The sequence below is a fragment of the Rickettsia endosymbiont of Ixodes pacificus genome, from assembly GCF_000965155.1.
Taxonomy (GTDB): Bacteria; Pseudomonadota; Alphaproteobacteria; order Rickettsiales; family Rickettsiaceae; genus Rickettsia; species Rickettsia tamurae.
The window spans coordinates 1,282,471-1,304,375 of record NZ_LAOP01000001.1 but is presented as its reverse complement, the minus strand read 5'-3'; the positions used below and the strand labels follow the sequence as shown (position 1 = coordinate 1,304,375).

Here is a 21,905-nt window from a genome sequence, read left to right as displayed (position 1 = left end):
AACAGTCCGTCCGTTTTACGTTCCGAGATAATCATACAAGAATTTTTGGAGCAGGATACTGGCGTAAAGGTAAGAGGATTTATGAGCAAGAGAATAAAATATACTGATGGGGAAATAGATGAAGTAAAAATAGTAAAAGATTTCTTGCCGCACCCTAAGAGAACTTTTATTAAAAGATGATTCAGTAAAAGTAACCATTTCTTAAGTAAAGAGAGCGTAGAATTTTTTAAATCAGAAGCAGCAACTGCACATGTTCCTTATCAAAAAATGATTAAGATTTTATTAGACTGAAATTACCGTTTTACTTAAATTAGGAAACTTCTTTGCTAACCTTATTTGTAGCGATCTTCTTTTTTAGGTTAAACTAAAATTTGCGTCGTTGTTTTGCGACCTCATATAGCACAATACCGGATGATGTACCCAAATTAAGACTTTCAATAATTCCGTACATTGGAATGTTAATACAAAAGCTACTTCTCTTGACAGCAGTTTTGTTAATTCCTACTCCTTCGTTTCCAAACCAAACTGCAAGCTTTTTATACTTAGTGTAATCATGTTCATGAAGCACTACATTTTTGTATCCTTTTATGTGAGGAGAAGTAATCGGGCTGTTGAAAAAGTTATAAAAAGAAGTAGAAAAGAGTTAATCTAAGGAATAAGCTGTATTTTTATGCTTAAATGAAGGTGTAAAGATGCAGGGTTATAAGCTTGATCAAAGTGTGAGATGTAATAGCCTTAGCTTAAGGCACATGATACCTAATGATCATTTATTAGTGAGGATTCATGAAGCTAAAGAATTAGAGTTTTCTTTTATCTATGAAATAACTAAGAATCGTTATTGTGCTAATTACGGACGTCCATCAATTGATCCTGTATTATTTTTTAGGATGCAAATAATAAGTTACTTATATGGTATAAAGTCAAATAGACGATTATGTAAAGAAATTCAGTTAAATATAGCATATAGGTGGTTTTGTGGTTTAAGTTTAGAGGATAAAGTACCGGATCATTCATCATTAAGTAGGATAAGAGATAGATTTGGGGTAGAACTATTTCAAGAAATATTTATAAGCTTGATTAAGCAATGGTATGAACTAGATATTATAAAAGGAGAAACAATTATTTCAGATGCCTCTTTAGTTGAATCTAATGCCTCTATGAATAGCCTAATATTAAGAAAAGATCAAGGTGATTCACAAAAGAGAGAATTAAAAAAATATGAACGTCGTTATCATGATTTCCGAGAAGGGAAAAAAGTAAGGAAAATATCTAATCAAACTCATGTCAGTAGGACAGATCCTGATTGTAGTCTTGTATCAAGAACTAATGGTTATAAAAAGCTATGTTATAAGACCCACTACTCAATTGATTCAGATTCACGTATTATAATAGATTGTTATGTAAGTACAGGATCACAACATGAGTGTATTGTACTTCCAAGTAGAGTTTGGAATATATTAAATAATTTTTCTTTTAGAGTAAAAGAATGGATAGCAGACAAAGGTTATGGTAGAGGTCCAACCTATGGATATTTTAAATTACTTGGAATTACAACTTATATACCTTTACATGTAGATAATCTTGGTGAAGGAAAAATAAGTAGGGGGGAATTTCAATATGATAGAGAACAGGATAGATATAAGTGTCCACAGGGACATTATCTTTATCCGTATGATAAATTAGATAAAAAACAAATAAAACGTTATCGTATTACAGGAGGGCATTGTAAAAATTGCTCTCTAAAATCAGGTTGTATTTCTGATAATTATAGTAATAGAGGACGATTTATTTATCGTAATCCTTATCAGGATGAAATAGATGAGGTAAAGGTCAGACAGAATAGAATTGATTTTAAGAAAAAACTAATTGAGAGAAAGTGGAAAATAGAAGGTCTATTTGGTGAAGCTAAGGAGAATCATGGTTTACGAGGAGCAAAATTTAGAAGTGTACAGAAAACACAGATTCAAATACTGATGATTGCGATAGTACAAAATTTTAAACGGATACTTAAAATTATTTTTTGGTTTTTTTATCTACTGCTATTAAAGATAAAAAAATATTAAAGTATTTGCAACCTTGTTGATTTTTTCAACAGCCCGTGTAGAGTTTTACATATTATATTTTGTGATGTTATTTTTTTTTGTATCAGCATATTCTGATGCTGTCCTTAATGTTATTTCTTTACTAAGCTGATTAAATCTCTGTTGTTTTTCTTGATCGGTAAATTTAAAGTAATTCTTATCTTGTAATAAAGCGGTTAATGCTTCGGTTTGAATAGTTTGTTTATACCCTATCTCTGCTAATGCTTGTATATTTTTATAATTACCTATATCTGCTTTTTGTTTTTCTTGATTAATATTATGGTTTAGCTCCTTAATTAACTTTATCCTATCCTGGATCTGATTTACCGAATCTTTAGAACCTTTTAATGATTGCAATCCTATATTTATTGATGAAATTATTTGTGCTACATTATTACCGACTATAGCTGCAGATATCCCCGCCACGTTTACTATATTACTTATTCCATTTGTTATAACCGATGCTATAAATAATGATTTGGTACTTTTATTACTTTTGTCTTTCGTTTGCTGTTTATCATTATGTATATGTAAATCATCTTTTAACTTTGGATCAATTTTTAAAAGGGCTTGTTGTTTACTCAAATCATCACGATGTTTTTCTAATAATTTATTTTCTTGTGTAAGAAGACGTATCTTTCGAGTATGTACTACATCTATTATTGCTTTACCTACTATAGATGTTGCCATGGCAGTAGCTGATACAAACATAAATGGAGCTGTTGCAGGTGCTATAGTTGCCAGCATAATACTACTTGCTATTAATCCGAGTACGCTAGCTGTGGTTTTATTAAAAAGAATCTTTCCTGTTACGTTGCTTATTTTCTTTACATTACCCCATGTTTTGAGGTCTTAATACTATTTATAATATTGGATGTTCTTGAGTTAGTTTGTGCTTTATGCTCACTTTTATAAATAGTATTTGGGTGTTGTTCATGGTTTTTTAAGGTGTTTGTGCCTCTACTCATTAATTTTTGTATCTGTTCTTGCTCTATTATATATAAATCATCTTTACTTTTTACTGTTTCTTGAGAAATTATACGCTCCAAGTTACACCTTTGTATAATTTCTATATCATCCATACTTCTAAATATTGGAGGCTGCTTTTTAGGTACTGTGTTTATATTATTGGATGATGCCTTTTTTCTCTGTTCCTTTATAATATCTAAATCTTTTTCTAGTAATTGTGCATATTTATTTTCTTCTTCTAGGTCTCGCCATTCTATTCGCTCTATTTGTATGCCTTTAATCTGTTTTAGGGTGCATTTAGATAATTATTAAAATTTGTTAATAGTTATCTATAATTAAATTACTTAAAATGCAAATTTAGAGTAAATATTTGTGGTGAATTAGTGTTAATAGAGCAAAGAGAGATAAATAATAACATAAACTAACTAAAAGTTATTGTATTATTAAAAAATTCATATATTAATTAAAAATACAAAATTATTTATTAATCATTATGTCAAATACATCTAAGTTAGAAAATCACTATAATAAATTGTTACAAGATATCATGCTTAAAACATTAGAGCAGAATAAAACTGTAGAAACCTATTTAGTACAAGAAGATTTTAGTAGTGCTTTAAGCGAACTACAAAAAATAAACGAAAAGCTTGAAGAATATTGTAAGGTTTTTTCTCTGCTTGAAATAATTAAAACCGAACTAGCTGAAGAAGATAAAGTATATAACTAATTTAATTTGTATAAAAGGTGAAAGCCGCATTTCGCCTTTTATATTCAATAATAATTTCCTGCTTCAACTTCTAGCTTTTTAAAATGTGATATACCGAGGCTATACCCTATAATAATAGGAATTACTATCATCAATAACCCTAAATTATTAAAACGTTCTGTTAAATAAACAAGCCCGAAAGAACTAATTACATACATAGCGGCTCTTGAAGAAGCATATATAAAGCTAGCATAGGTAAATCGTTTAAAAATCGGAAAACTTTTATAAAATATTGGAATTGCCGGAAATTCACTTGGAGAAAAAGTAACTACAATTAGTTGAATTAAGAGAATTTGCCAGCCTTGCGTTATATTATCTAATATTAATGGACTAAATAGAAGAAAAGTTAAAAATATTACTAATTGCGTTTTTAAAATTTTTAGTGGATGAAATTTACATAAACACGTAAGTGCTAGTGCTACAAAAATTCTACTATAGAAATAATAAAATTTTGATGTATTACTGCTTCAGCGGTATAGTGCAACGAATCTTTAAGTATATTACTACAATGAATATAAGCAAAATAAAACCACACCGGTTGTGCTAGTTGTATTAAAAAATAATAGATTGCAGTCTTCTTATTAACTTTTTCCTGCCATACAGGATTATTTTTTATCTTTGCTACATCAATTATATTACTATCTTTTATAGTTTCTTGTATTCTACGCTTAGCATCAACAAAATCCGGTGTTTCACGTATAAGTAGTCCTAGCAGCACTACCTATTAATGCAATTCCTGCACCTACCCAAAATGCGATACGCCAATTAAAGCCATAGGATGTAACTAAGGTTGCTACGCCAAGGGCCACAGTTAATCCTAAGCTAGCACATACTCCTACAAATGCTACGGCAGGAAAGCGTTTAGGAACTCCGACAGATTCCGTTAAATATAATTCTGCTCCTACTCTTTCTCCCATGGATGACATATAGCTAGACCATAGTAAATAGGTACAGTTAAATAAATTTTAGTACGTGTTCTACAGCCATACTGATATCTTGAATTGCCCCGTAACTTTTCTTATTTCGTTCTTAATCTTAAACCAATAATGTTCTATAGGATTTAAGTCTGGGCTATATGTAGGTAAGAATAAAATTCTGCACCCAACCGACTCGATTAATTCTCTTATTATATTATTCTTATGGAAGTTGATATTATCCATAATTACTGTTTGTCCAGGATGTAATTCTTTAGTTAATATAGTCTCTACATAGGTTGTAAATATTTCTTTATTACAATTTCCTTCAAATATTACTGGCGCTATAATTTGATTATTACGAAGCCCCGCTATCATACTGATCCTGGATTTATGTTGATACACTTTGTTTCCATAACATCTAGTACCTTTTATACTCCATCCATATTCTCTACAAGCATTATCTTCTATTCCTGACTCATCAATGAATACTAGAGTTTCTTTAGAAATTTGCTGTATCTTTTCTATAAATTCATTCCTTAAACCAATATCCCTTCTGGGATGAAGATGACTTTTTTTTATAAGTGTACCCTAGTAGTTTTCTATAGTAATTTATTCTAGTTCTTTGTAATCTATTACCTAGTATAATACTTAATTCTTTAGCTGTTTTATCATGATTATTGATAATTAATTCTTCAAATTCTTTGAGATTTATTTTTGCATTATAACCCTTTGCTGGACCATAAGGTTTTGCTTTTATATCTCCTGTTTCCCATTTAAGAGTTTTCCATCTATATATAGTGTTACGACCTATATTGAATATTTTACATGCTTTAACAATTGAGAGCCCATCATCTAGAGCTTTGAATAGTTTCATTCTTAAATCGTAACTGTAACTGCTTGCCATAATTTATTTATTATCATTTATAACATATATATTAGCATAGTATGTACCTATTTACTATGGTCTAGCTATACCTTGCACTATACGGCATATGGTTACTATCCAAGCGGCACTAGCACCTACTTGGGCATAAGTTAGGAAGATTAGCCATAACGATGCAAGAAAACGACATTAAAATAGTGGTAATAATGACTGTAGATTTCCGACCTATATTATCGCCTATCCAGCCAAATAATAAAGCTCCTAAGGGTCTAAAAATAAAAGTAGAACAAAAAGAAAAAGCTGCAAGAAGGCGATTAACGTGAGTATCATATTGCGGAAAGAAAAGCTCATTAAGTAGTACTGCCATATGAACATATAGCATAAGATCAAAATACTCTAAAAAAGTACCTATGGATAGTAAGCCTATAGCCCGTTTTGTTCTCTGTTTAAACTTTTTTGTTTTTTTCGTATCCCAACACAATTTTTTCTAAAAAGTTAATTTATAGAAAGGTTATATTGAGAAGATTTAAAGTCAAGGAAAAAGTTACAATATTTTATGATTATAGTTATTTAAAACTTCTTTGACTAATGAAGTTGTTATTTTTCTTTTGGAAATTAAAGCAAAATGGTTAATATTTTCTAATATTTCTATAATTTTAGAATATTCCCTAGGCAAATTTACTAAAAGAAAATCTATTATTTGTCTGGATATTGTTACCGAAGAAATAGAAAAATGCTTAAATATTAGAATTTTGATTAATTCATCGTTAGGTGAGTTTAATACAATACTAAGTACTGATTTAATACGTGAAGATAAATCGGGTAAAGTAAAATTTCTGCTTTTATCAGATGAGGTAAGTAAAAGATATTTTTGTTTTTCGTTAATAATATTAAATATATGAAGTAATGCCGGCTCTTGCCAGTTTTCAATATCTTCAATGATAAAAGCATTATATTTTTCTAAAATTTCTTCACTAAAAAAAATATCTTTAATAATATAGGCATTGCTTAAATTTTGCCATATTTTGGTTAAATAAGTTTTGCCTGACGAAGAAGGTCCTTTAATTAATAAAGTAAATTTATAAGGATTAACGCCAAAGCCGCACTGCCAATTTTTTATAATATTATAAGCTTGATCGTTAGAACTAGAAACAATAAACTCATCAGGATGATATTTATTAGAAGTAGTAAAACGAAATATATATTGCTGCACTGTTATAAGAATTTTTTAGCCGTCTGTTCGATAGAATTTGCTAGATTTATAAAATTTAATTAGATTCAGGAGTAAAATTTTTGTAATCCCTGCAATCGGTATAGCAAAAAATATTCCAATAATTCCAAATAAACTGCCGCAGGCAAAAATCGAGAATATAATCCAAAGAGGATGCAACCCTATTTTATCACCGATAATTTTAGGAGTTAAAATATAAGACTCACAAATATTCCCAACTAAATAAATTATCATTATATATAATAATTTTGCGGTCATGCCGAAAGTTAAATAACCGATAATTAAAGTCAAAAGAAACGATATAAAAGTACCGATAAAAGGAATAATAACTAAAAATCCCGTTAAAATGCCAAGTAAAAGAGCGAGATCAATACCTATTACGGTAAATGCAATACTATAATAAGTAGATAATAATAAGCAAATATTTAGCTGTCCTCTTATGTAAGCAGATAACAGATTATTAATTGCCGATAATATTTCAAGGATTTTCGGTCGGGTTTTTATAGGTAATAATGATTTCATGTTTGCAATAATTTTAGCCCAATCACGTAGGAAATAGAATAATATTATAGGTATAAGTAAAAATAAAACAAATATGTTAATGGTAATAATGGTATAACGCCAAAAATTATTAGCAATACTGCCAAGTATAGTAAATATACTATTTATAAAATTGCTTAAAGAATTCTTGATTTTATCGGCAATATCAGGTTCTATCGAATAAATTTTTGCCATTATAGGCGGTAATATTTCTGCTTGTAAATAATTTTTATATTTTGGAATATTATTTATAAAAGTAAAAATTTGTCCATAAATTATCGGCACTAAAATAGTTAAGCTTAAGAAAAATATGCTCAAAAATATCAGATAAATTATGCTTGATGCAAATTTATCTGATATTTTAAATTTTGATGCGATAAAACCTATAGCAGGTTGTAGTAAGTAAGATATTATAAATGCGATAAAAAATGGTTTTACTGCGTCTGAAATTAGCATAAAACCGCTTATAAAAAGCCCTAAAAAAACTAGCCAAAATATAGCGGTTCTATTCATATTATTTTCCCCATTTTCTATACGAAGATCAACTTCAAAAAGAGCTAGGAGTTCACAAGGCAAGGTGAGCTGCGTATACTTAATATAGTTCGAACCGAAGCTCTTATAGAACATTGAGCCAATTTTTGAAGCTCTACCTTAGTATTAAGATTTTTTAGCTACTTGTACGGTAGCAGGACGAAGTAGTCTATCTCTAATTTTATATCCTGATTGCATTAAAGTAATAATGCTATTCGGTGCATGATCAGGATGTTCTATCTGCGAAATTGCATTATGTAAATTATAGTCGAACATTGAACCTATTTCCGGCTTTATTTCTTCAATATGATGTTTATGAAAGATTTTGTCCAGCTCATCTTTAGTCATCTGAACGCCTGCAATAATATTTGTGACTTCTATATCAGAATTTGCCGGTTTATGTGCTAATGCTCTTGAAAGATTATCACTAACATTTAGTAGTTCTTTAGCAAATGTAGCAATTGCATAATCTTTTGCTTCGTCACGTGCTTTTTCTAAACGCTTTCTTGTATTGTCTATTTCGGCAGTAGTTCTAATTAGCTTGTCTTTTAGCTCTTCAATTTCTGCTTTTAACGCTGTTATCTCTGGATTTGCTGTTTCAACTATCTCTTCAGCAATATCATTTATTGTTTGTTCATTATTTTCTATATTATCATCTATCATATTATTTACTTATATATTTATATTCTTTTTTGAGATATATATAGATATAATAAAAATTTTTTCAATAGTAAATTAATATTATGAGACAGTCAGGAAGAAAAAGCAACCAATTACGTCCTATTTCATTAGAATTATCCCCGCTTGTTAATGCGGAAGGCTCATGCCTTATTAAAATCGGTAATACGCATGTTATGTGTAGTGCTACTTGTGAAACTACCGTACCGCCATTCTTGAGGGGACAAAATCAAGGTTGGATTACTGCCGAGTACGGTATGCTTCCCGGTTCTACATCACAGCGTATTAAAAGAGAAGCAGCACTCGGAAAACAAGGCGGAAGAACGCAAGAGATACAGCGTTTGATAGGTAGGGCGATGCGATGTGTAATTGACTTGAAGAAACTAGGGGAGAGGCAAATTATCATAGATTGTGATGTTATTAATGCTGACGGCGGTACTAGAACGGCAGCAATAACAGGGAGCTATGTAGCATTGCACCTAGCTATTAGATCCTTGATGAAAAAGAGAGTTTTAAAGGTGAACCCGTTAATTAGTCAAATTGCAGCTATTTCTTGCGGTATATATAAAGGCGAGGCAATACTAGATTTGGATTATTTGGAAGATAGTGATGCCGAAGTGGATAGTAATTTTGTGTTTGCAGGTAACGGTAATTTAATCGAAGTACAAGGCATGGCAGAGAAAAATCCTTTTTCCGAAGAGCAGTTTTTAGCAATGTTAAAACTTGCCAAAGGCGGCGTGGCAGAATTGTTTAAACTACAAAATCAAGTACTACTTGGGTCTTAGAAAGTTGCTACGTGGATCAGTTTTCCCGTCATTATTGACGAAGTAATCCAGTAAAAAATGCTGATTTATAGCATTTTTTTGTTATTTTTCTGGATTGCCGTGTCGCTTCGCTCCTCGCAAAGCATTGTTGCGTGGATCAATTTCACCTTTGTCATCCCGTGGCTTGACCACGGGATGACACAGTGGGTTTTACCGGTCCATACAACAATGCCTCCTTGCAACGACGGTTTCATGTATCCACGCAATCAAGCTTCCACAGGAATAACATATTTATTAAGCGTATAGATTATCATCAAAAGCAATATGTTCACCTGATAATGTAATTATCTTATCTCGATTGGTATTATTTATAAATACCTTATGATTAAGGTCTGTTACTTTAACATTACTATGTGGTCCTAAGATCAATTCCTTAATATCACCTATGGTTTCAAACGTAACACGCCGATTAGCTCCAATTGTTATTTTATCACGGGATATATTAATATTTGCTGTTCTACTTTCTTTGGTAAAAGTAATAGTTCCATATTTCGGATCGTTCATATTTTCCTCTTTGAATGAATTTTAAGTTGTAAAATCATTACTACAATATTCCATATACTACTTCAATTAAAAATTTTTTTAATTTAGCTCTCTACTCAATTTATAATTGCTATTATAGTGTATTTTTTAAATTTAAGCATCTATGACATTAAGATTATATTATTGTCTAATATGTCTTATAATTATTTTAAATATTAATAAGGTGCATGCCTCGGCATGGTTGTTAGAGCAGGGAAGATATAGATATATTGTAGAATAAAGTTAATAAGATATCAAAAAACGAGAAAAAGCAAAGAGAAGAAGCCGTTTATACATAAGAGAAAGAGTAGCTTATCTATGGGAATACCTCAAAAAAGTGAGTGATCAGCCGAGTCTTCATGCAAAAATCTTACGACAAATAAAAAGATTAGAGCAGAAGATATTAGAATTATCATCTTACCAAGATGAGCAATTTGTAAGTAGTATAGCTAGACCATAGTAAATAGGTACAGTTAAATAAACTTTAGTACGTGTTCTACAGCCATACTGATATCTTGAATTGCCCCGTAACTTTTCTTATTTCGTTCTTAATCTTAAACCAATAATGTTCTATAGGATTTAAGTCTGGGCTATATGTAGGTAAGAATAAAATTCTGCACCCAACCGACTCGATTAATTCTCTTATTATATTATTCTTATGGAAGTTGATATTATCCATAATTACTGTTTGTCCAGGATGTAATTCTTTAGTTAATATAGTCTCTACATAGGTTGTAAATATTTCTTTATTACAATTTCCTTCAAATATTACTGGCGCTATAATTTGATTATTACGAAGCCCCGCTATCATACTGATCCTGGATTTATGTTGATACACTTTGTTTCCATAACATCTAGTACCTTTTATACTCCATCCATATTCTCTACAAGCATTATCTTCTATTCCTGACTCATCAATGAATACTAGAGTTTCTTTAGAAATTTGCTGTATCTTTTCTATAAATTCATTCCTTAAACCAATATCCCTTCTGGGATGAAGATGACTTTTTTTTATAAGTGTACCCTAGTAGTTTTCTATAGTAATTTATTCTAGTTCTTTGTAATCTATTACCTAGTATAATACTTAATTCTTTAGCTGTTTTATCATGATTATTGATAATTAATTCTTCAAATTCTTTGAGATTTATTTTTGCATTATAACCCTTTGCTGGACCATAAGGTTTTGCTTTTATATCTCCTGTTTCCCATTTAAGAGTTTTCCATCTATATATAGTGTTACGACCTATATTGAATATTTTACATGCTTTAACAATTGAGAGCCCATCATCTAGAGCTTTGAATAGTTTCATTCTTAAATCGTAACTGTAACTGCTTGCCATAATTTATTTATTATCATTTATAACATATATATTAGCATAGTATGTACCTATTTACTATGGTCTAGCTATACTGTAGAATACGGTATTACCGATAATCAAAATATTGGAGTACATTTTTTGTACAAAGAAGATAAATTTTTGAATGAAAAAAACATAAGCACGGATGCTTCTATTTACTATAAATTGAAGCTATTTGAAGATAACGATTTTGTTATTTCGGCTCAGCCTAAAATTTTAATGAGTAAGAGTAAAAAACTTAAAGAAGATTTTTTAGGGGAAGTATCATTATTAATGGGAATGTCTAAAAATATCCGCTCTGTTACTATCTTTAATCAAAATATATTTAGCCTTGGACATTCAATTAATAATCTCGGTTCTAAGAAAATGTATTATAATTTTTCTACTTGTGAGGGGATTAAATTAAAAAATGGCATAATAAGGAAAATAAAAATTCAATCACTACTCAAATCGGTTATTTTTGGGATCGCAGTCTTTCAAATAAGAAATATAAAATATCAGGTATAAGTTTTTCAGCATGGTTAGATGTATAAATGAAGATATAATATTACAGATAATCAGAGATAAAAACTTATTAGGAAAAAACAAGTTACTAATTTAAAAGCTATTATCGAAGAAGCAATTATCGATAATGAGATAATGATTGATATATTATTATATGAAAATAAAATATTGCCGCTAATAAGCAATATTTCTTAACAGTTTTAGTACCGTTATATAAAGAATTAAGTAAGTTAAGGTCAATAATTAAAAATATTTCATTAATTAATTACCCAAAAGATAAGCTAGACGTTAAAATTATTATCGAAGATGACGATTATCTAATGATTAAAGAAGTAGCCTTATATAATTTACCGTCTTATTTTCATGTTATATCTGTTCCGAAAAACTAACCGAAAGTCCTTAATTATGCTCTAGAATATTCACGTGGTGAGTATCTAGTAGTATATGATGCTGAAGATAAACCTGAACCTGAACAGCTACTTAAAGCTCTAACAATGTTTAGAAGTTTATCTGATGAATATGTTTGTCTTCAAGCTAAGCTCAATTTTTATAATAAAAATGAGAATATTTTAACCAAAATGTTTAATATAGAATATAGTTTATGGTTTGAATATATCTTGAAAGGATTAAGTTTGCTAAAACTTCCTACACCTCTTGGGGGTACTAGTAATCATTTTAAAACGGATATATTAAATAAGCTTGGCGGATGGGATGCTTATAATGTAACAGAAGATGCCGAGCTAAGAATTTACTCACAGAACTATAAAGTAGCTATCCTTGATTCCTATACTCTAGAAGAAGCTCCGAATAGTTTAGGTAATTGGCTAAATCAAAGATCACGTTGGATTAAAGGCTTTTTGCAAACATTTTTTGTATTTAAAGCACAAAAAGATAAATACCAAAAGTTTACTTTATTGCAAGTAATAACAATTTACATTTTCATCGGCTTATCTACTTATAATTTTTGGAGTTTACCCTTTATAATATTTTCTATTGTTATAAATAAAAATTCTATAATTAATTATTTATGGCTTATTAATAGTATTTTTTCGCTTTTATATCTTTATAGTACTGCTCTGTATATATTAAAAAATTCTTTAAAAAGCGGGAAAGTAAAATTTCAGGATATAGTAGCTTCGATCTTATGGGCTAGTTATTTTATATTACATACTGTAGCTTCATATAAAGCAGTATTTGAAATAATTTTTTGTCCTTTCAAATGGAGTAAAACTAAACACGGCACTAGTTTAGAGGATTTTGAGAAAGAATAGACCTCTAATAAAAAAATTTTTATTCTTGCCCCTTGAATTAACAAAAATAAAATATATATAGTATGTACATTTAAAGATTTAATAATTGGAGGTTAAAATGTCTTTTAAACCATTACATGATAGAATTGCAATAAAGCCTATCGAACACGAAGAAAAAACTAAAGGTGGAATTATTATTCCGGATACCGCAAAAGAAAAGCCGATGCAAGGTGAAATAGTAGCCGTAGGTAACGGTATTCGTAATAAAAAAGGCGAAATTCATCCTTTAGAGCTAAAAGTAGGCGATAAAGTTTTATACGGTAAATGGGCAGGCACCGAAATTGAAATTAAAGGCGAAAAACTGATCGTTATGAAAGAAAGCGACGTATTTGGTATTATTAATTAATTATTTGTTTTAAGGAGAAATTAAATATGGCAACAAAACTTATTAAACACGGCTCAAAAGCTCGTGAGCAAATGCTAGAGGGCATTGATATACTTGCAGATGCAGTAAAAGTTACTTTAGGTCCAAAAGGTAGAAATGTACTTATCGAGCAATCATTCGGTTCACCGAAAATTACCAAAGACGGTGTGACGGTTGCAAAATCGATTGAGTTAAAAAATAAAATTAGAAATGCAGGAGCTCAGCTATTAAAATCAGCTGCTACAAAAGCTGCAGAAGTAGCCGGTGACGGTACTACTACAGCTACGGTACTTGCTAGAGCATTAGCTCGTGAGGGTAATAAGTTAGTAGCTGCCGGTTATAATCCTATGGATTTAAAGCGTGGCATGGATTTAGCGGTAAATGCATTAGTAGAGGAAATTAAAAAGTCTAGTAAAAAGATTAATAGCCAAGAGGAAATCGCACAGGTCGGTACTATCTCTTCAAACGGTGATAAGGAAATCGGTGAGAAAATTGCTAAGGCAATGGAGGAAGTCGGTAAAGAAGGCGTGATAACCGTTGAAGAAGCAAAGAATTTTAGCTTCGATGTTGAAGTAGTTAAAGGTATGATGTTTGATAGAGGTTATCTATCTCCGTATTTTGTAACGAATTCCGAGAAAATGGTTGCTGAGCTTGAAAACCCTTTCATCTTACTATTTGAGAAAAAATTATCAAACTTACAACCGATGTTACCTATACTTGAGGCTGTAGTGCAATCACAACGCCCACTATTAATTATTGCTGAGGATGTTGAGGGCGAAGCTCTTGCAACGCTTGTAGTCAATAGATTACGTGGTGGTTTAAAAGTTGCGGCAGTAAAAGCTCCCGGTTTTGGCGATAGAAGAAAAGCAATGATGGAAGATATTGCTATCCTAACTAAAGGTGAGCTTATTACTGAAGATTTAGGTATGAAGCTTGAAAATGTGAGTATTAAGAGTTTAGGGACGGCAAAAAGAGTAACAATTTCTAAAGAAAATACCGTAATTGTTGATGGTAATGGTGATAAGAAAAATATTGAGGATAGAGTATTACAAATTAAATCTCAAATAGCTGAAACTACTTCTGATTATGATAAAGAAAAACTACAAGAGCGTTTAGCTAAACTTTCCGGCGGTGTTGCCGTATTAAAGGTTGGCGGTGCTACGGAAGTTGAAGTGAAAGAGCGTAAAGATCGTGTTGAAGATGCACTTGCTGCTACAAGAGCGGCAGTTGAGGAAGGTGTTGTTGCCGGTGGCGGTGTAACATTACTTCATGCATCACAAACTTTAACAAAGCTTAAAGTAGAGAATAAGGATCAACAAGCAGGTATTGAAATAGTAATAGAAGCTTTAAAGGATCCGCTAAAACAGATTGTTGAAAATGCCGGTGAAAACGGTGGCGTAGTAGTTGGTAAATTACTAGAACATAAGGATAAAAATTATGGCTTTAATGCTCAAGATATGCAATATGTCGATATGATTAAAGCAGGAATTATTGATCCGGCTAAAGTAGTGCGTACTGCACTTCAAGATGCTGCTTCCGTTGCTTCGTTAATTATTACCACGGAAACTTTAATTGTTGACGAACCTTCTGATAAGAAAGAGCTAATGCCAATGCGTGGCGGTATGGGAGGTATGGATTTCTAAGTCTATACTCCATAAGATAGGTTATGCAATAGGTCTAATAAACCCGTTTTGTTGTATTGCTCGTTCCCCTCATTGCGAGGAGGCATTGTTGCGTGGACCGAAAAACCTGTTCAATGTCATATCATGGCTTGACCACGGTATCCAGAAAACAACTAAAAATACTAATAATATTAGTATTTTAAACTGGATCCCGCTACAAGCTCGCGGGATGACAATTAAGAAACTGGTCCACGCAGGCAATGCCTGCTTGCAATGACGATTTTAACAACGTGCCGTACAACACATTATCAAGTCGCAGAGTAGGACACTGAAAAACTGATTTATGCAACAAATGGGTTTTAAAGCGATTCTTTGCTTAATTTGAAAATAAATTCTTTAATAAAACTCTTCCTCAAAAAATAAAATATAGAATTTCTTGTAATTATTTCAATAAATGGTTGTAAATATTTTTTAATTAATTAATTAATTATAATAGCTCAACCTTTTGATCATCCTATATAAGACTGTTAACAAAATAACTTTAAAGCTAATTAAATTCTTTTTAACTGCAAATTATAAGATTTTTTTGAAATAGGGATATCTATTACTGTAAAAATCTTATTAATTTTCATTTAAAAATCTCTTTAATTATCAATTAAAGAGATTTTGTTAACAGTCTTATATAGGATGATCAAAAGGTTTAAAGCGGTTTTACGCCTTAATTATTAAGAATAGATTTCTTGTTGAAGCTATAGGCAAGGTTAATCTATAATGTATATATTCGTTTAATTTAAAAAATTAGTAATAAAAGTTTCTAGCTTTTGGTCGGTTAAACTACGCTAACTAAAATTAGTAAGGTTTTAGAAAAATTACTATTCTTATTTTAAAAAAATCTTATAATTTATACAGTTAAGAAAAACTAAAATAAGATAATTTAAATTTTATATATAAAACTTAAAAAATTAGGTTCTAAAAGAAATCTAAATAATGTGAATTTAGGATAAAAGATAAAATAATAGGGTAGTGCGAAGCTCGCCACAAGCTTAATTTTTCCTATTAATATCAACTAAAGCTAGGCTTTATTAATATTTACTAAAAATAGCAAATTAATTAGAAATATTAATAGAACTTAATAAGTTTATTGCTTTAATTGGTGTTTAGTTATTCGTAAGTATAACTAACTGAATTAGTATAAACTAAGGAGGTATTTTTGCTCCAAAGGGTTATTAAACATTTAAATCATAATTTATCTAAATATGATATTGCTGCTCAAATAACAGGTAGGATCAAACATCCAATATCAATTTTATATAAATTATATCGTAAGAGTATAAAGTTAGAAGAATTAACAGATATTTTTGCGATAAGAATAGTAGTAATAGATGAAGAGAAATGTTATAAAGCTTTAAAAGTAGTTCATGATCTTTATGAGCATGAAAAGGATAAATTTAAAAATTATATTCTTAATCCTAAACCAAACGGCTATCAATCTTTACATACTATTATTACAACTGAGGATAATTATAAAATAGAGATACAAATACGTGATCATAAGATGCATTATCATGCAGAGAGCGGTGAAGCTGCACACTGGAAATATAAAAATAGTTTTTAGCTGATATACACTTTTTTTCTTTCTAAAGTAGTATTGCATACTCTTTAATTTATTTTGTATTATTTTGAAGTTTTAAAAAGAAATTTCGTAAACCGACTTTTTGAAATATTTCTTTTTGTTCTGAAGGGAAATGTTGCTTGATAAAATTAGTGCAAACATTTAATAGTTGTTGTTCTACGGTTCGTATTTCTAAATAAGCTGCTATGAGTAAGAAGCTTTCTATAGTTTCTTTTACTGTTTCTAAAGCCTTTTCCGGCGATTTAGCATTTATAGTTTGTAAATTATGTAGGCGATCAAATACTTTAATAAGTGCTATATCATATCTTTGTTCTTGGATTAGTAAATTTAACATTTTCACCGGAGCTAATTTTACCGTATGGCTTAATTCTTGTTAAACGTTCTACGCTATCGGCAATATTCTTATCAAAAATTTTGCTAATATCAGCATGTGTAAGTATTGTATCCTCTATAATATCGTGAAGAAGGGCAATATTTATCATATATGATTTGTAAAGTTTAGGAGCTTCAAGAGCTGTAAAATCTGCAAGCATGATTGCAACTTCTATAGGATGAGAATAATAAGGTTCCCCTGATTGACGCATTTGAGAAGCATTGAGAAGCATGATATTTACGGGTATAATAAAGACCTTTTTCAATTTCTGTTATATCTATAGGTGAATCTACTATAGTATTCAAATATTTAATTCGATCAATTAATTTTTTACTATAATCACAAACCTCAAATTTTTTCTGCCAAGTATCAATATCTTCCATAAACCTACTAATTATTTAAACTTCTTTTAAAAGGAGTATATGCATACAATTAGTATAAAATATTTTTATGAGAAAATTAATAAGATTTTAGAAAGACATGATATTTATTTTTTAAATTTATCTATAATCAATGGTTAAGCACAAGTTAAACTATATCTTGATTTTTAAATAGGATTATATTTTTGTGATTTTTTTACACAGTTACATTACATTAATATTAATTTTTGTTAACATGATAAATTGAATATATTACTATAATAATAGCTAGTAGCTTAAGTAAAAATATAAAAATAGTTAATAAAACTTAATAAAAAGAAAGGTATTTTTTTATTTATTCTCAAATATTTTTTCACTTTAGTGGTTTATAACTTCTTGCAATATATTAAAAATTTAGTAAGCATTATTAATTGTAAAGGTAGATTATTATTCAATCTATTTTTATATATATCGAAATACAATTTAAATTAATAGGTAAATTATGACTAAAAAACTAGTTGATAACAAAATAGCTCCTAATAAAGCAGAGTACGATAAGAAATTTTCGCATATCTTAGATGTTACCCCATATCACATGGGGCAGTAACCTTACCGAAGACAATGGCTTTAGTTTGCGAAGAGTTAAAGTTGTTAAGATAGCTCACAGAAAAATGAGATGGAAGGAGGAAAAAATCCTTTCCTGATGATGTTGACTTTCCTGATGATACTCTAAGTGCACCGGCAATTAAAGAGGGACATCTTCTTAGCGGTGGAAAAGAAGATGAGAGAGATTCTGTTAATTATACTAATGCAGAAATGCGACAATTTTCATCTGACAAAACATTTGATTGGAGAGATGGAAGCAAGTACCATCATGTTCATAAAGTAAAAGCCGGTGACAAGTTTGATATACATTGGGATTATACCATGGCACATAAAACACGTGGTTATACATATGCGATCACTGATCATCCTACTGACTTTTCTCAAAGACTAACTTTAATGAGCTTAAGACATTTTTTGAAAATATAAGCCAAGAAAAACCATTTTGGAGTCATCAATTACCTGCTTCTACGGATCACTCAATAATTCTTCCGGAAAGAGAAGCAGGATTTCATGTTCTTTTAGAAAGATGGATAGTAGCTGATACAGGCATGGCATTTCATCAATCATGGGTTCTTGAATATGAAGCAAGTTTAGGTGGTAAAGGGCCTGGACATGAACACCATCATCACGATGCTTAATTAAGCTTTAAAGCAACTTAATAGCGTATCGTCATGGGTTAAGCGACGCAAGGTGTTATTGTGTGGATACCCGAGTCGTCATTGTGAGGAAAAATTGAAAATTTTGACGAAGCAATCTCGTGCCAAAATCCTGAGATTGCCACGCTTCTTTCAGTCGCTCGCAATGACGGTTTAGTATTCACGCAACAATGCCTGCTCGCAATCACGATGAAAAGCATTTCATGCAACAGCACTTAAATTCCGTTACTATCTATTCAAAGCGTTTAGACCTTCCTTTAGACCGTCTTTTATAAATGAAATTTTAGCTTGTTTACCGTCAGTGGTGATTAGTTCTAAATAATTATCATTAGATAAAATCATGTCTAGATCGTCTTTTGTAATAATAGCTAAAGCCTGACAGCCGTTTACCGTACAATTTACGTATTTCCCGGCTGATATTCGTTTGTCACCGCTATTAATAACTGTACCTGCTGGAATTTGAACATTTGATGGGACTATTTCGATTATCTTTAATTCCTGTTCTTCTTGCTCCCCATTGAAATAACCTATGTGATAAATGGCTAATATTCCCTTTTCTTTATCTTTCTCTAGATTATTAATTTGTTGTGATAAGAAGCAAAGTTGTTTTTTCTCATTATTAAGAGTATAATTTAAAGTCCAAGCTCCGTACTTTTTTGGTGCCGTTGTGCGTTGACGTTTTCTATGCTATACAAAACAAAAGTGCCGGTTATTATAAATAACCCACTAAAAACAAAAGCAATTTTTTTTATACAATCTTTCATATAATTTTTAACCTTTTTAAAATATTTTCTTTTCCTAAAATTTCTGCAATTTCAAATACGCTAGGTGAAGCCGTCATACCTGTTATTAAAGCTCTTACTGGTTTCATAATGTCATTCAGCTTTAAGCCGTTTGCTGTTGCTATTTCTTTAAATTTATTCTGTACGGATTCCTTATCAAACTGCTCAAGTTCGCTTAAGTTTTCTATAACTTGTTTGATTAAATCCTTATCGCAATTTTCTATAATTTCTTTTGCATCTTGGTTGTAGATGATAGGCGAATCTACGAGATAAATTTGAGCAAGGCGTGTTAGCTCTAGTAATGTTTCACTTCTAACTAACAAGCTTGGCATTGCTTGGGTTATATAGCTTATTTCCTTCTCGCTAACCTTATAATTTTGTTTCAATATCTCTACAGTCTTTGAAGTTAAGCTATCATTGTCAAGCATTCTTAAGTAATGAGCGTTAAGGCTATTCATCTTAGCAAAATCAAGCTTAGAAGGTGATTTACCGAGTGAATGAAGATTAAACCATTCTATAGCCTGAGTCATTGAGATAATTTCATCATCGCCGTGACTCCATCCAAGACGCAATAAATAATTACACAAACTTTCCGGTAAATATCCCATATCCTTATAAGCTTCAACGCCTAATGCTCCATGCCTTTTGGATAATTTCGCCCCGTCTGCTCCATGAATTAACGGTATATGAGTCATGCTAGGTACTTCATAGCCGAAAGCCTGATAAATAGCGATTTGCCTTGCTGCATTGGTTAAATGATCGTCACCTCTAATAATATGAGTTATACCCATATCATGATCGTCTACTACAACGGCTAGCATGTAAGTAGCAGTGTCGTCTGCTCTTAATAGTACCATATCGTCTATATGAGAGTTTTCAATTACTACCTCGCCTTGTAAGGTATCATGAATTGTTATGCTGCCCTCTCTTGGAGTTTTTAGACGTATTACCGGTTTAATATCAGTAGGGTAGGTAGATGGTTCTTTGTCACGCCACTCGCTGTTAAAAATAAAATGCTGTTTATTTTCTAAAGCTTTTTGTCGTTGTCTTTCTATTTCTTCTTGGCTAGTAAAACAATAATATGCTTTACCGTCTTGCAGTAATTTTAGTGCAGCTTCTTTGTAAAGATTATTACGTTTAGACTGGAATATAACCTCACCGTCCCAATCAAGCCCTAGCCATTTTAGACCTGAGAATATAGCTTCTACTGCGATGTTCGTTGATCTTTCTTTATCAGTGTCTTCAATGCGAAGCAAAAACTTACCGTTATGATGCCTTGCGAACAAGTAGTTAAAAAGGGCAGTTCTTACCGAACCTATATGTAAAAACCCCGTCGGTGACGGAGCAAATCTAGTAATTACGCTATTAGTCATTTATTATCTTTTTTAAATATATACTAAGAACTGTGTCATACCGTGGCTTGACCACGGTATCCAGAAAACAACTAAAAATACTAATATTATTAGTATTTTTAACTGGATCCCGCGATCAAGTCGCAGGATGACATATACTCTTTCTCCCCAAACACATAAAATAATTTACATCTATATCATCGCTTAATTTCCATTCATTTTTAATCGGATCATATACCAAGCCTTTTAGCTCTTTAATTTCAACATCGGTATCCGTAAGTATTTCGTAAATTTCCGATGGTTTTAGGAATTTGCTATAATCATGAGTGTTTTTAGGCACCCAACCTAAAACATATTCAGCAACTATTATTCCAAGTACATAAGCTTTTTTAGTGCGGTTAATCGTAGAAATTATTGCCATACCGTTGGGCTTAATATGCTTCACCAAATTCAGTATGAATTGCTGCACGTTTTCTACATGCTCAATAACCTCAAGACAAATTACCACATCATATAGTTTGTCACTCTGTAATTCTTCTATAGTAGATTGTAAATAATTTATTTTTACGCCGTTTTCCTTAGCATAAGCAGTTGCCGTTTCAATGTTACTTTGCAATGCATCAATGGCTGTAACGTTAAAACCTTGAGCCGCTAAAGGCGTTGCAATTAATCCTCCACCGCAACCGACGTCTAATATTTCTAATTTAGAAATATCGTTAGACATCTTCTCAAACTCTACTTCTAGAGGTAATTTGTGCGTCAATCCGCTGCTCGCATCCTCACGTACTTCTATGTACGCTGCGGTGCTGTGCTGCGTGTTTCCTACAAATTCCTCTCTATAAGCGAGTTTGGAAAGGTGCCTATTGTAATGTGTAGTTATTTTCTCTATTATATATTCAAGGCGAATAGGGTTTATTCGGTGTAAGATACCGAATTCCCCGTCCTTATTCCACCAATTGTGAGAAATTTTCTCAAATTTTTCTAATTCTTTTTTATCGATTGAAGACATAGTCTATGATTCTTTCCAATGTCATCCCGTGGCTT

At 31.0% G+C, this 21,905-nt stretch carries 21 protein-coding genes and 9 pseudogenes; 12 read left to right on the top strand and 18 right to left on the bottom strand.

Annotated features, from left to right (window positions below; all coding sequences use genetic code 11):
* Window positions 1-81 precede the first annotated feature (81 nt).
* A pseudogene (locus tag REIP_RS13495) lies at window positions 82-291 on the top strand (CopG family transcriptional regulator).
* A gap of 73 nt (window positions 292-364) precedes the next feature.
* On the opposite strand, the gene REIP_RS06950 reads toward REIP_RS13495, so the two are convergent.
* Window positions 365-568: a TrmH family RNA methyltransferase gene (locus REIP_RS06950; protein WP_231569297.1), complete on the bottom strand. Its 204-nt coding sequence runs from the start codon at window positions 566-568 to the stop codon at window positions 365-367.
* A gap of 181 nt (window positions 569-749) precedes the next feature.
* Here REIP_RS06950 and REIP_RS06945 point away from each other — a divergent pair, with 181 nt between their 5' ends.
* Complete coding sequence (locus tag REIP_RS06945) at window positions 750-2,063, top strand: transposase (RefSeq protein WP_172686766.1); 1,314 nt, start codon at window positions 750-752, stop codon at window positions 2,061-2,063.
* A gap of 45 nt (window positions 2,064-2,108) precedes the next feature.
* Here REIP_RS06945 and REIP_RS06940 read toward each other — a convergent pair whose 3' ends face one another.
* Together REIP_RS06940 and REIP_RS12820 are read right to left on the bottom strand one after the other, a co-directional pair.
* Window positions 2,109-2,828, bottom strand: coding sequence for a hypothetical protein (locus REIP_RS06940; RefSeq protein WP_231569296.1), 720 nt, complete (start codon window positions 2,826-2,828; stop codon window positions 2,109-2,111).
* An 80-nt stretch (window positions 2,829-2,908) separates the two neighbouring features.
* Window positions 2,909-3,130 (bottom strand): hypothetical protein, encoded by a 222-nt coding sequence (locus tag REIP_RS12820; protein WP_231569295.1) that lies wholly within the window; start codon window positions 3,128-3,130, stop codon window positions 2,909-2,911.
* Between the two features lie 413 nt (window positions 3,131-3,543).
* On the opposite strand from REIP_RS12820, the gene REIP_RS06930 reads away from it, so the two are divergent.
* Entirely contained in the window at window positions 3,544-3,777 is a 234-nt protein-coding gene (locus REIP_RS06930; RefSeq protein ID WP_023507708.1) for a hypothetical protein, read from the top strand.
* Between the two features lie 44 nt (window positions 3,778-3,821).
* On the opposite strand, the gene REIP_RS12815 is transcribed toward REIP_RS06930, so the two are convergent.
* The 8 genes and pseudogenes from REIP_RS12815 to grpE form a co-directional block, all read right to left on the bottom strand.
* Window positions 3,822-3,974 (bottom strand): hypothetical protein, encoded by a 153-nt coding sequence (locus tag REIP_RS12815; RefSeq protein WP_023507709.1) that lies wholly within the window; start codon window positions 3,972-3,974, stop codon window positions 3,822-3,824.
* Window positions 3,975-4,234: 260 nt separating this feature from the next.
* Entirely contained in the window at window positions 4,235-4,534 is a 300-nt protein-coding gene (locus REIP_RS12810; RefSeq protein ID WP_231569294.1) for a hypothetical protein, read from the bottom strand.
* Complete coding sequence (locus tag REIP_RS06915; protein WP_231569293.1) at window positions 4,509-4,733, bottom strand: hypothetical protein; 225 nt, start codon at window positions 4,731-4,733, stop codon at window positions 4,509-4,511. The genes REIP_RS12810 and REIP_RS06915 overlap by 26 nt, the downstream gene beginning before the upstream one ends.
* A 37-nt stretch (window positions 4,734-4,770) precedes the next feature.
* Window positions 4,771-5,637, bottom strand: a pseudogene (locus tag REIP_RS10030) (IS630 family transposase).
* Between the two features lie 63 nt (window positions 5,638-5,700).
* Window positions 5,701-6,087 (bottom strand): annotated as a pseudogene (locus REIP_RS11220) (MFS transporter); the annotation flags it as partial.
* 73 nt (window positions 6,088-6,160) lie between these two features.
* The gene (locus REIP_RS06900; RefSeq protein ID WP_023507713.1) at window positions 6,161-6,829 is read right to left on the bottom strand and encodes an HdaA/DnaA family protein; all 669 of its coding nucleotides are present in this window, start codon (window positions 6,827-6,829) and stop codon (window positions 6,161-6,163) included.
* Between the two features lie 15 nt (window positions 6,830-6,844).
* Entirely contained in the window at window positions 6,845-7,900 is a 1,056-nt protein-coding gene (locus REIP_RS06895; RefSeq protein ID WP_045804383.1) for an AI-2E family transporter, read from the bottom strand.
* A 144-nt stretch (window positions 7,901-8,044) separates the two neighbouring features.
* Window positions 8,045-8,581 carry a nucleotide exchange factor GrpE gene (gene grpE, locus REIP_RS06890; protein ID WP_008581003.1) on the bottom strand — a complete coding sequence of 179 codons (537 nt, stop codon included), beginning with the start codon at window positions 8,579-8,581 and terminating at the stop codon, window positions 8,045-8,047.
* 80 nt (window positions 8,582-8,661) lie between these two features.
* On the opposite strand from grpE, the gene rph reads away from it, so the two are divergent.
* Window positions 8,662-9,381: a ribonuclease PH gene (gene rph, locus REIP_RS06885; RefSeq protein ID WP_045804141.1), complete on the top strand. Its 720-nt coding sequence runs from the start codon at window positions 8,662-8,664 to the stop codon at window positions 9,379-9,381.
* 65 nt (window positions 9,382-9,446) lie between these two features.
* Here the strand turns inward: rph and REIP_RS11215 are convergent, their stop codons facing one another.
* Together REIP_RS11215 and REIP_RS06880 are read right to left on the bottom strand one after the other, a co-directional pair.
* A complete protein-coding gene (locus REIP_RS11215; protein WP_156147459.1) occupies window positions 9,447-9,626 on the bottom strand; it encodes a hypothetical protein in 180 nt (59 codons plus the stop codon).
* Window positions 9,627-9,654: 28 nt separating this feature from the next.
* Window positions 9,655-9,924, bottom strand: a complete 270-nt coding sequence (locus tag REIP_RS06880; protein WP_045804140.1) for a hypothetical protein — start codon at window positions 9,922-9,924, stop codon at window positions 9,655-9,657.
* A gap of 355 nt (window positions 9,925-10,279) precedes the next feature.
* On the opposite strand from REIP_RS06880, the gene REIP_RS13250 reads away from it, so the two are divergent.
* Window positions 10,280-10,402, top strand: coding sequence for a hypothetical protein (locus REIP_RS13250; protein ID WP_269429018.1), 123 nt, complete (start codon window positions 10,280-10,282; stop codon window positions 10,400-10,402).
* A 13-nt stretch (window positions 10,403-10,415) separates the two neighbouring features.
* Here REIP_RS13250 and REIP_RS10015 read toward each other — a convergent pair.
* Window positions 10,416-11,282, bottom strand: a pseudogene (locus REIP_RS10015) (IS630 family transposase).
* 117 nt (window positions 11,283-11,399) lie between these two features.
* Between REIP_RS10015 and REIP_RS06865 the strand changes: the two are divergent.
* The 6 genes and pseudogenes from REIP_RS06865 to REIP_RS06845 all read left to right on the top strand — a co-directional run bounded on the left by REIP_RS06865 (window position 11,400) and on the right by REIP_RS06845 (window position 16,715).
* Window positions 11,400-11,833: pseudogene (locus tag REIP_RS06865) on the top strand (hypothetical protein).
* Between the two features lie 381 nt (window positions 11,834-12,214).
* Window positions 12,215-13,075 (top strand): annotated as a pseudogene (locus tag REIP_RS12805) (glycosyltransferase family 2 protein); the annotation flags it as partial.
* A 97-nt stretch (window positions 13,076-13,172) separates the two neighbouring features.
* Complete coding sequence (locus REIP_RS06855; RefSeq protein ID WP_014412487.1) at window positions 13,173-13,460, top strand: co-chaperone GroES; 288 nt, start codon at window positions 13,173-13,175, stop codon at window positions 13,458-13,460.
* Window positions 13,461-13,486: 26 nt separating this feature from the next.
* The gene (gene groL / locus REIP_RS06850) at window positions 13,487-15,121 is read left to right on the top strand and encodes a chaperonin GroEL (RefSeq protein ID WP_045804139.1); all 1,635 of its coding nucleotides are present in this window, start codon (window positions 13,487-13,489) and stop codon (window positions 15,119-15,121) included.
* Window positions 15,122-15,209: 88 nt separating this feature from the next.
* Window positions 15,210-15,374: pseudogene (locus tag REIP_RS11210) on the top strand (MFS transporter); the annotation flags it as partial.
* Window positions 15,375-16,310: 936 nt separating this feature from the next.
* Window positions 16,311-16,715: a bifunctional (p)ppGpp synthetase/guanosine-3',5'-bis(diphosphate) 3'-pyrophosphohydrolase gene (locus REIP_RS06845; protein ID WP_045804138.1), complete on the top strand. Its 405-nt coding sequence runs from the start codon at window positions 16,311-16,313 to the stop codon at window positions 16,713-16,715.
* Between the two features lie 9 nt (window positions 16,716-16,724).
* Here the strand turns inward: REIP_RS06845 and REIP_RS11205 are convergent.
* Window positions 16,725-17,489, bottom strand: a pseudogene (locus REIP_RS11205) (HD domain-containing protein); the annotation flags it as partial.
* A gap of 720 nt (window positions 17,490-18,209) precedes the next feature.
* On the opposite strand from REIP_RS11205, the gene REIP_RS12800 reads away from it, so the two are divergent.
* A complete protein-coding gene (locus REIP_RS12800) occupies window positions 18,210-18,497 on the top strand; it encodes a lytic polysaccharide monooxygenase (RefSeq protein WP_231569348.1) in 288 nt (95 codons plus the stop codon).
* A gap of 458 nt (window positions 18,498-18,955) precedes the next feature.
* Here REIP_RS12800 and REIP_RS06830 read toward each other — a convergent pair.
* The 3 genes and pseudogenes from REIP_RS06830 to ubiG all read right to left on the bottom strand — a co-directional run bounded on the left by REIP_RS06830 (window position 18,956) and on the right by ubiG (window position 21,870).
* A pseudogene (locus REIP_RS06830) lies at window positions 18,956-19,491 on the bottom strand (invasion associated locus B family protein).
* Window positions 19,488-20,882: a glutamate--tRNA ligase gene (gene gltX, locus REIP_RS06825; protein ID WP_045804137.1), complete on the bottom strand. Its 1,395-nt coding sequence runs from the start codon at window positions 20,880-20,882 to the stop codon at window positions 19,488-19,490. The pseudogene REIP_RS06830 and the gene gltX overlap by 4 nt, the downstream one beginning before the upstream one ends.
* Window positions 20,883-20,997: 115 nt before the next feature.
* The gene (gene ubiG, locus REIP_RS06820) at window positions 20,998-21,870 is read right to left on the bottom strand and encodes a bifunctional 2-polyprenyl-6-hydroxyphenol methylase/3-demethylubiquinol 3-O-methyltransferase UbiG (RefSeq protein ID WP_045804136.1); all 873 of its coding nucleotides are present in this window, start codon (window positions 21,868-21,870) and stop codon (window positions 20,998-21,000) included.
* Between the last annotated feature and the right edge of the window lie 35 nt (window positions 21,871-21,905).

Coding starts and splice junctions, on each gene's coding strand:
- REIP_RS06855 (WP_014412487.1), top strand. CDS start 13,173: ATGTCTTTTAAACCATTACATGATAGAATTGCAATAAAGCCTATCGAA.
- REIP_RS06895 (WP_045804383.1), bottom strand. CDS start 7,900: ATGAATAGAACCGCTATATTTTGGCTAGTTTTTTTAGGGCTTTTTATA.
- REIP_RS12815 (WP_023507709.1), bottom strand. CDS start 3,974: ATGTATGTAATTAGTTCTTTCGGGCTTGTTTATTTAACAGAACGTTTT.
- REIP_RS06940 (WP_231569296.1), bottom strand. CDS start 2,828: ATGCTGGCAACTATAGCACCTGCAACAGCTCCATTTATGTTTGTATCA.
- ubiG (WP_045804136.1), bottom strand. CDS start 21,870: ATGTCTTCAATCGATAAAAAAGAATTAGAAAAATTTGAGAAAATTTCT.
- REIP_RS06930 (WP_023507708.1), top strand. CDS start 3,544: ATGTCAAATACATCTAAGTTAGAAAATCACTATAATAAATTGTTACAA.
- REIP_RS06880 (WP_045804140.1), bottom strand. CDS start 9,924: ATGAACGATCCGAAATATGGAACTATTACTTTTACCAAAGAAAGTAGA.
- REIP_RS06915 (WP_231569293.1), bottom strand. CDS start 4,733: ATGGGAGAAAGAGTAGGAGCAGAATTATATTTAACGGAATCTGTCGGA.
- groL (WP_045804139.1), top strand. CDS start 13,487: ATGGCAACAAAACTTATTAAACACGGCTCAAAAGCTCGTGAGCAAATG.
- gltX (WP_045804137.1), bottom strand. CDS start 20,882: ATGACTAATAGCGTAATTACTAGATTTGCTCCGTCACCGACGGGGTTT.
- REIP_RS06945 (WP_172686766.1), top strand. CDS start 750: ATGATACCTAATGATCATTTATTAGTGAGGATTCATGAAGCTAAAGAA.
- rph (WP_045804141.1), top strand. CDS start 8,662: ATGAGACAGTCAGGAAGAAAAAGCAACCAATTACGTCCTATTTCATTA.
- grpE (WP_008581003.1), bottom strand. CDS start 8,581: ATGATAGATGATAATATAGAAAATAATGAACAAACAATAAATGATATT.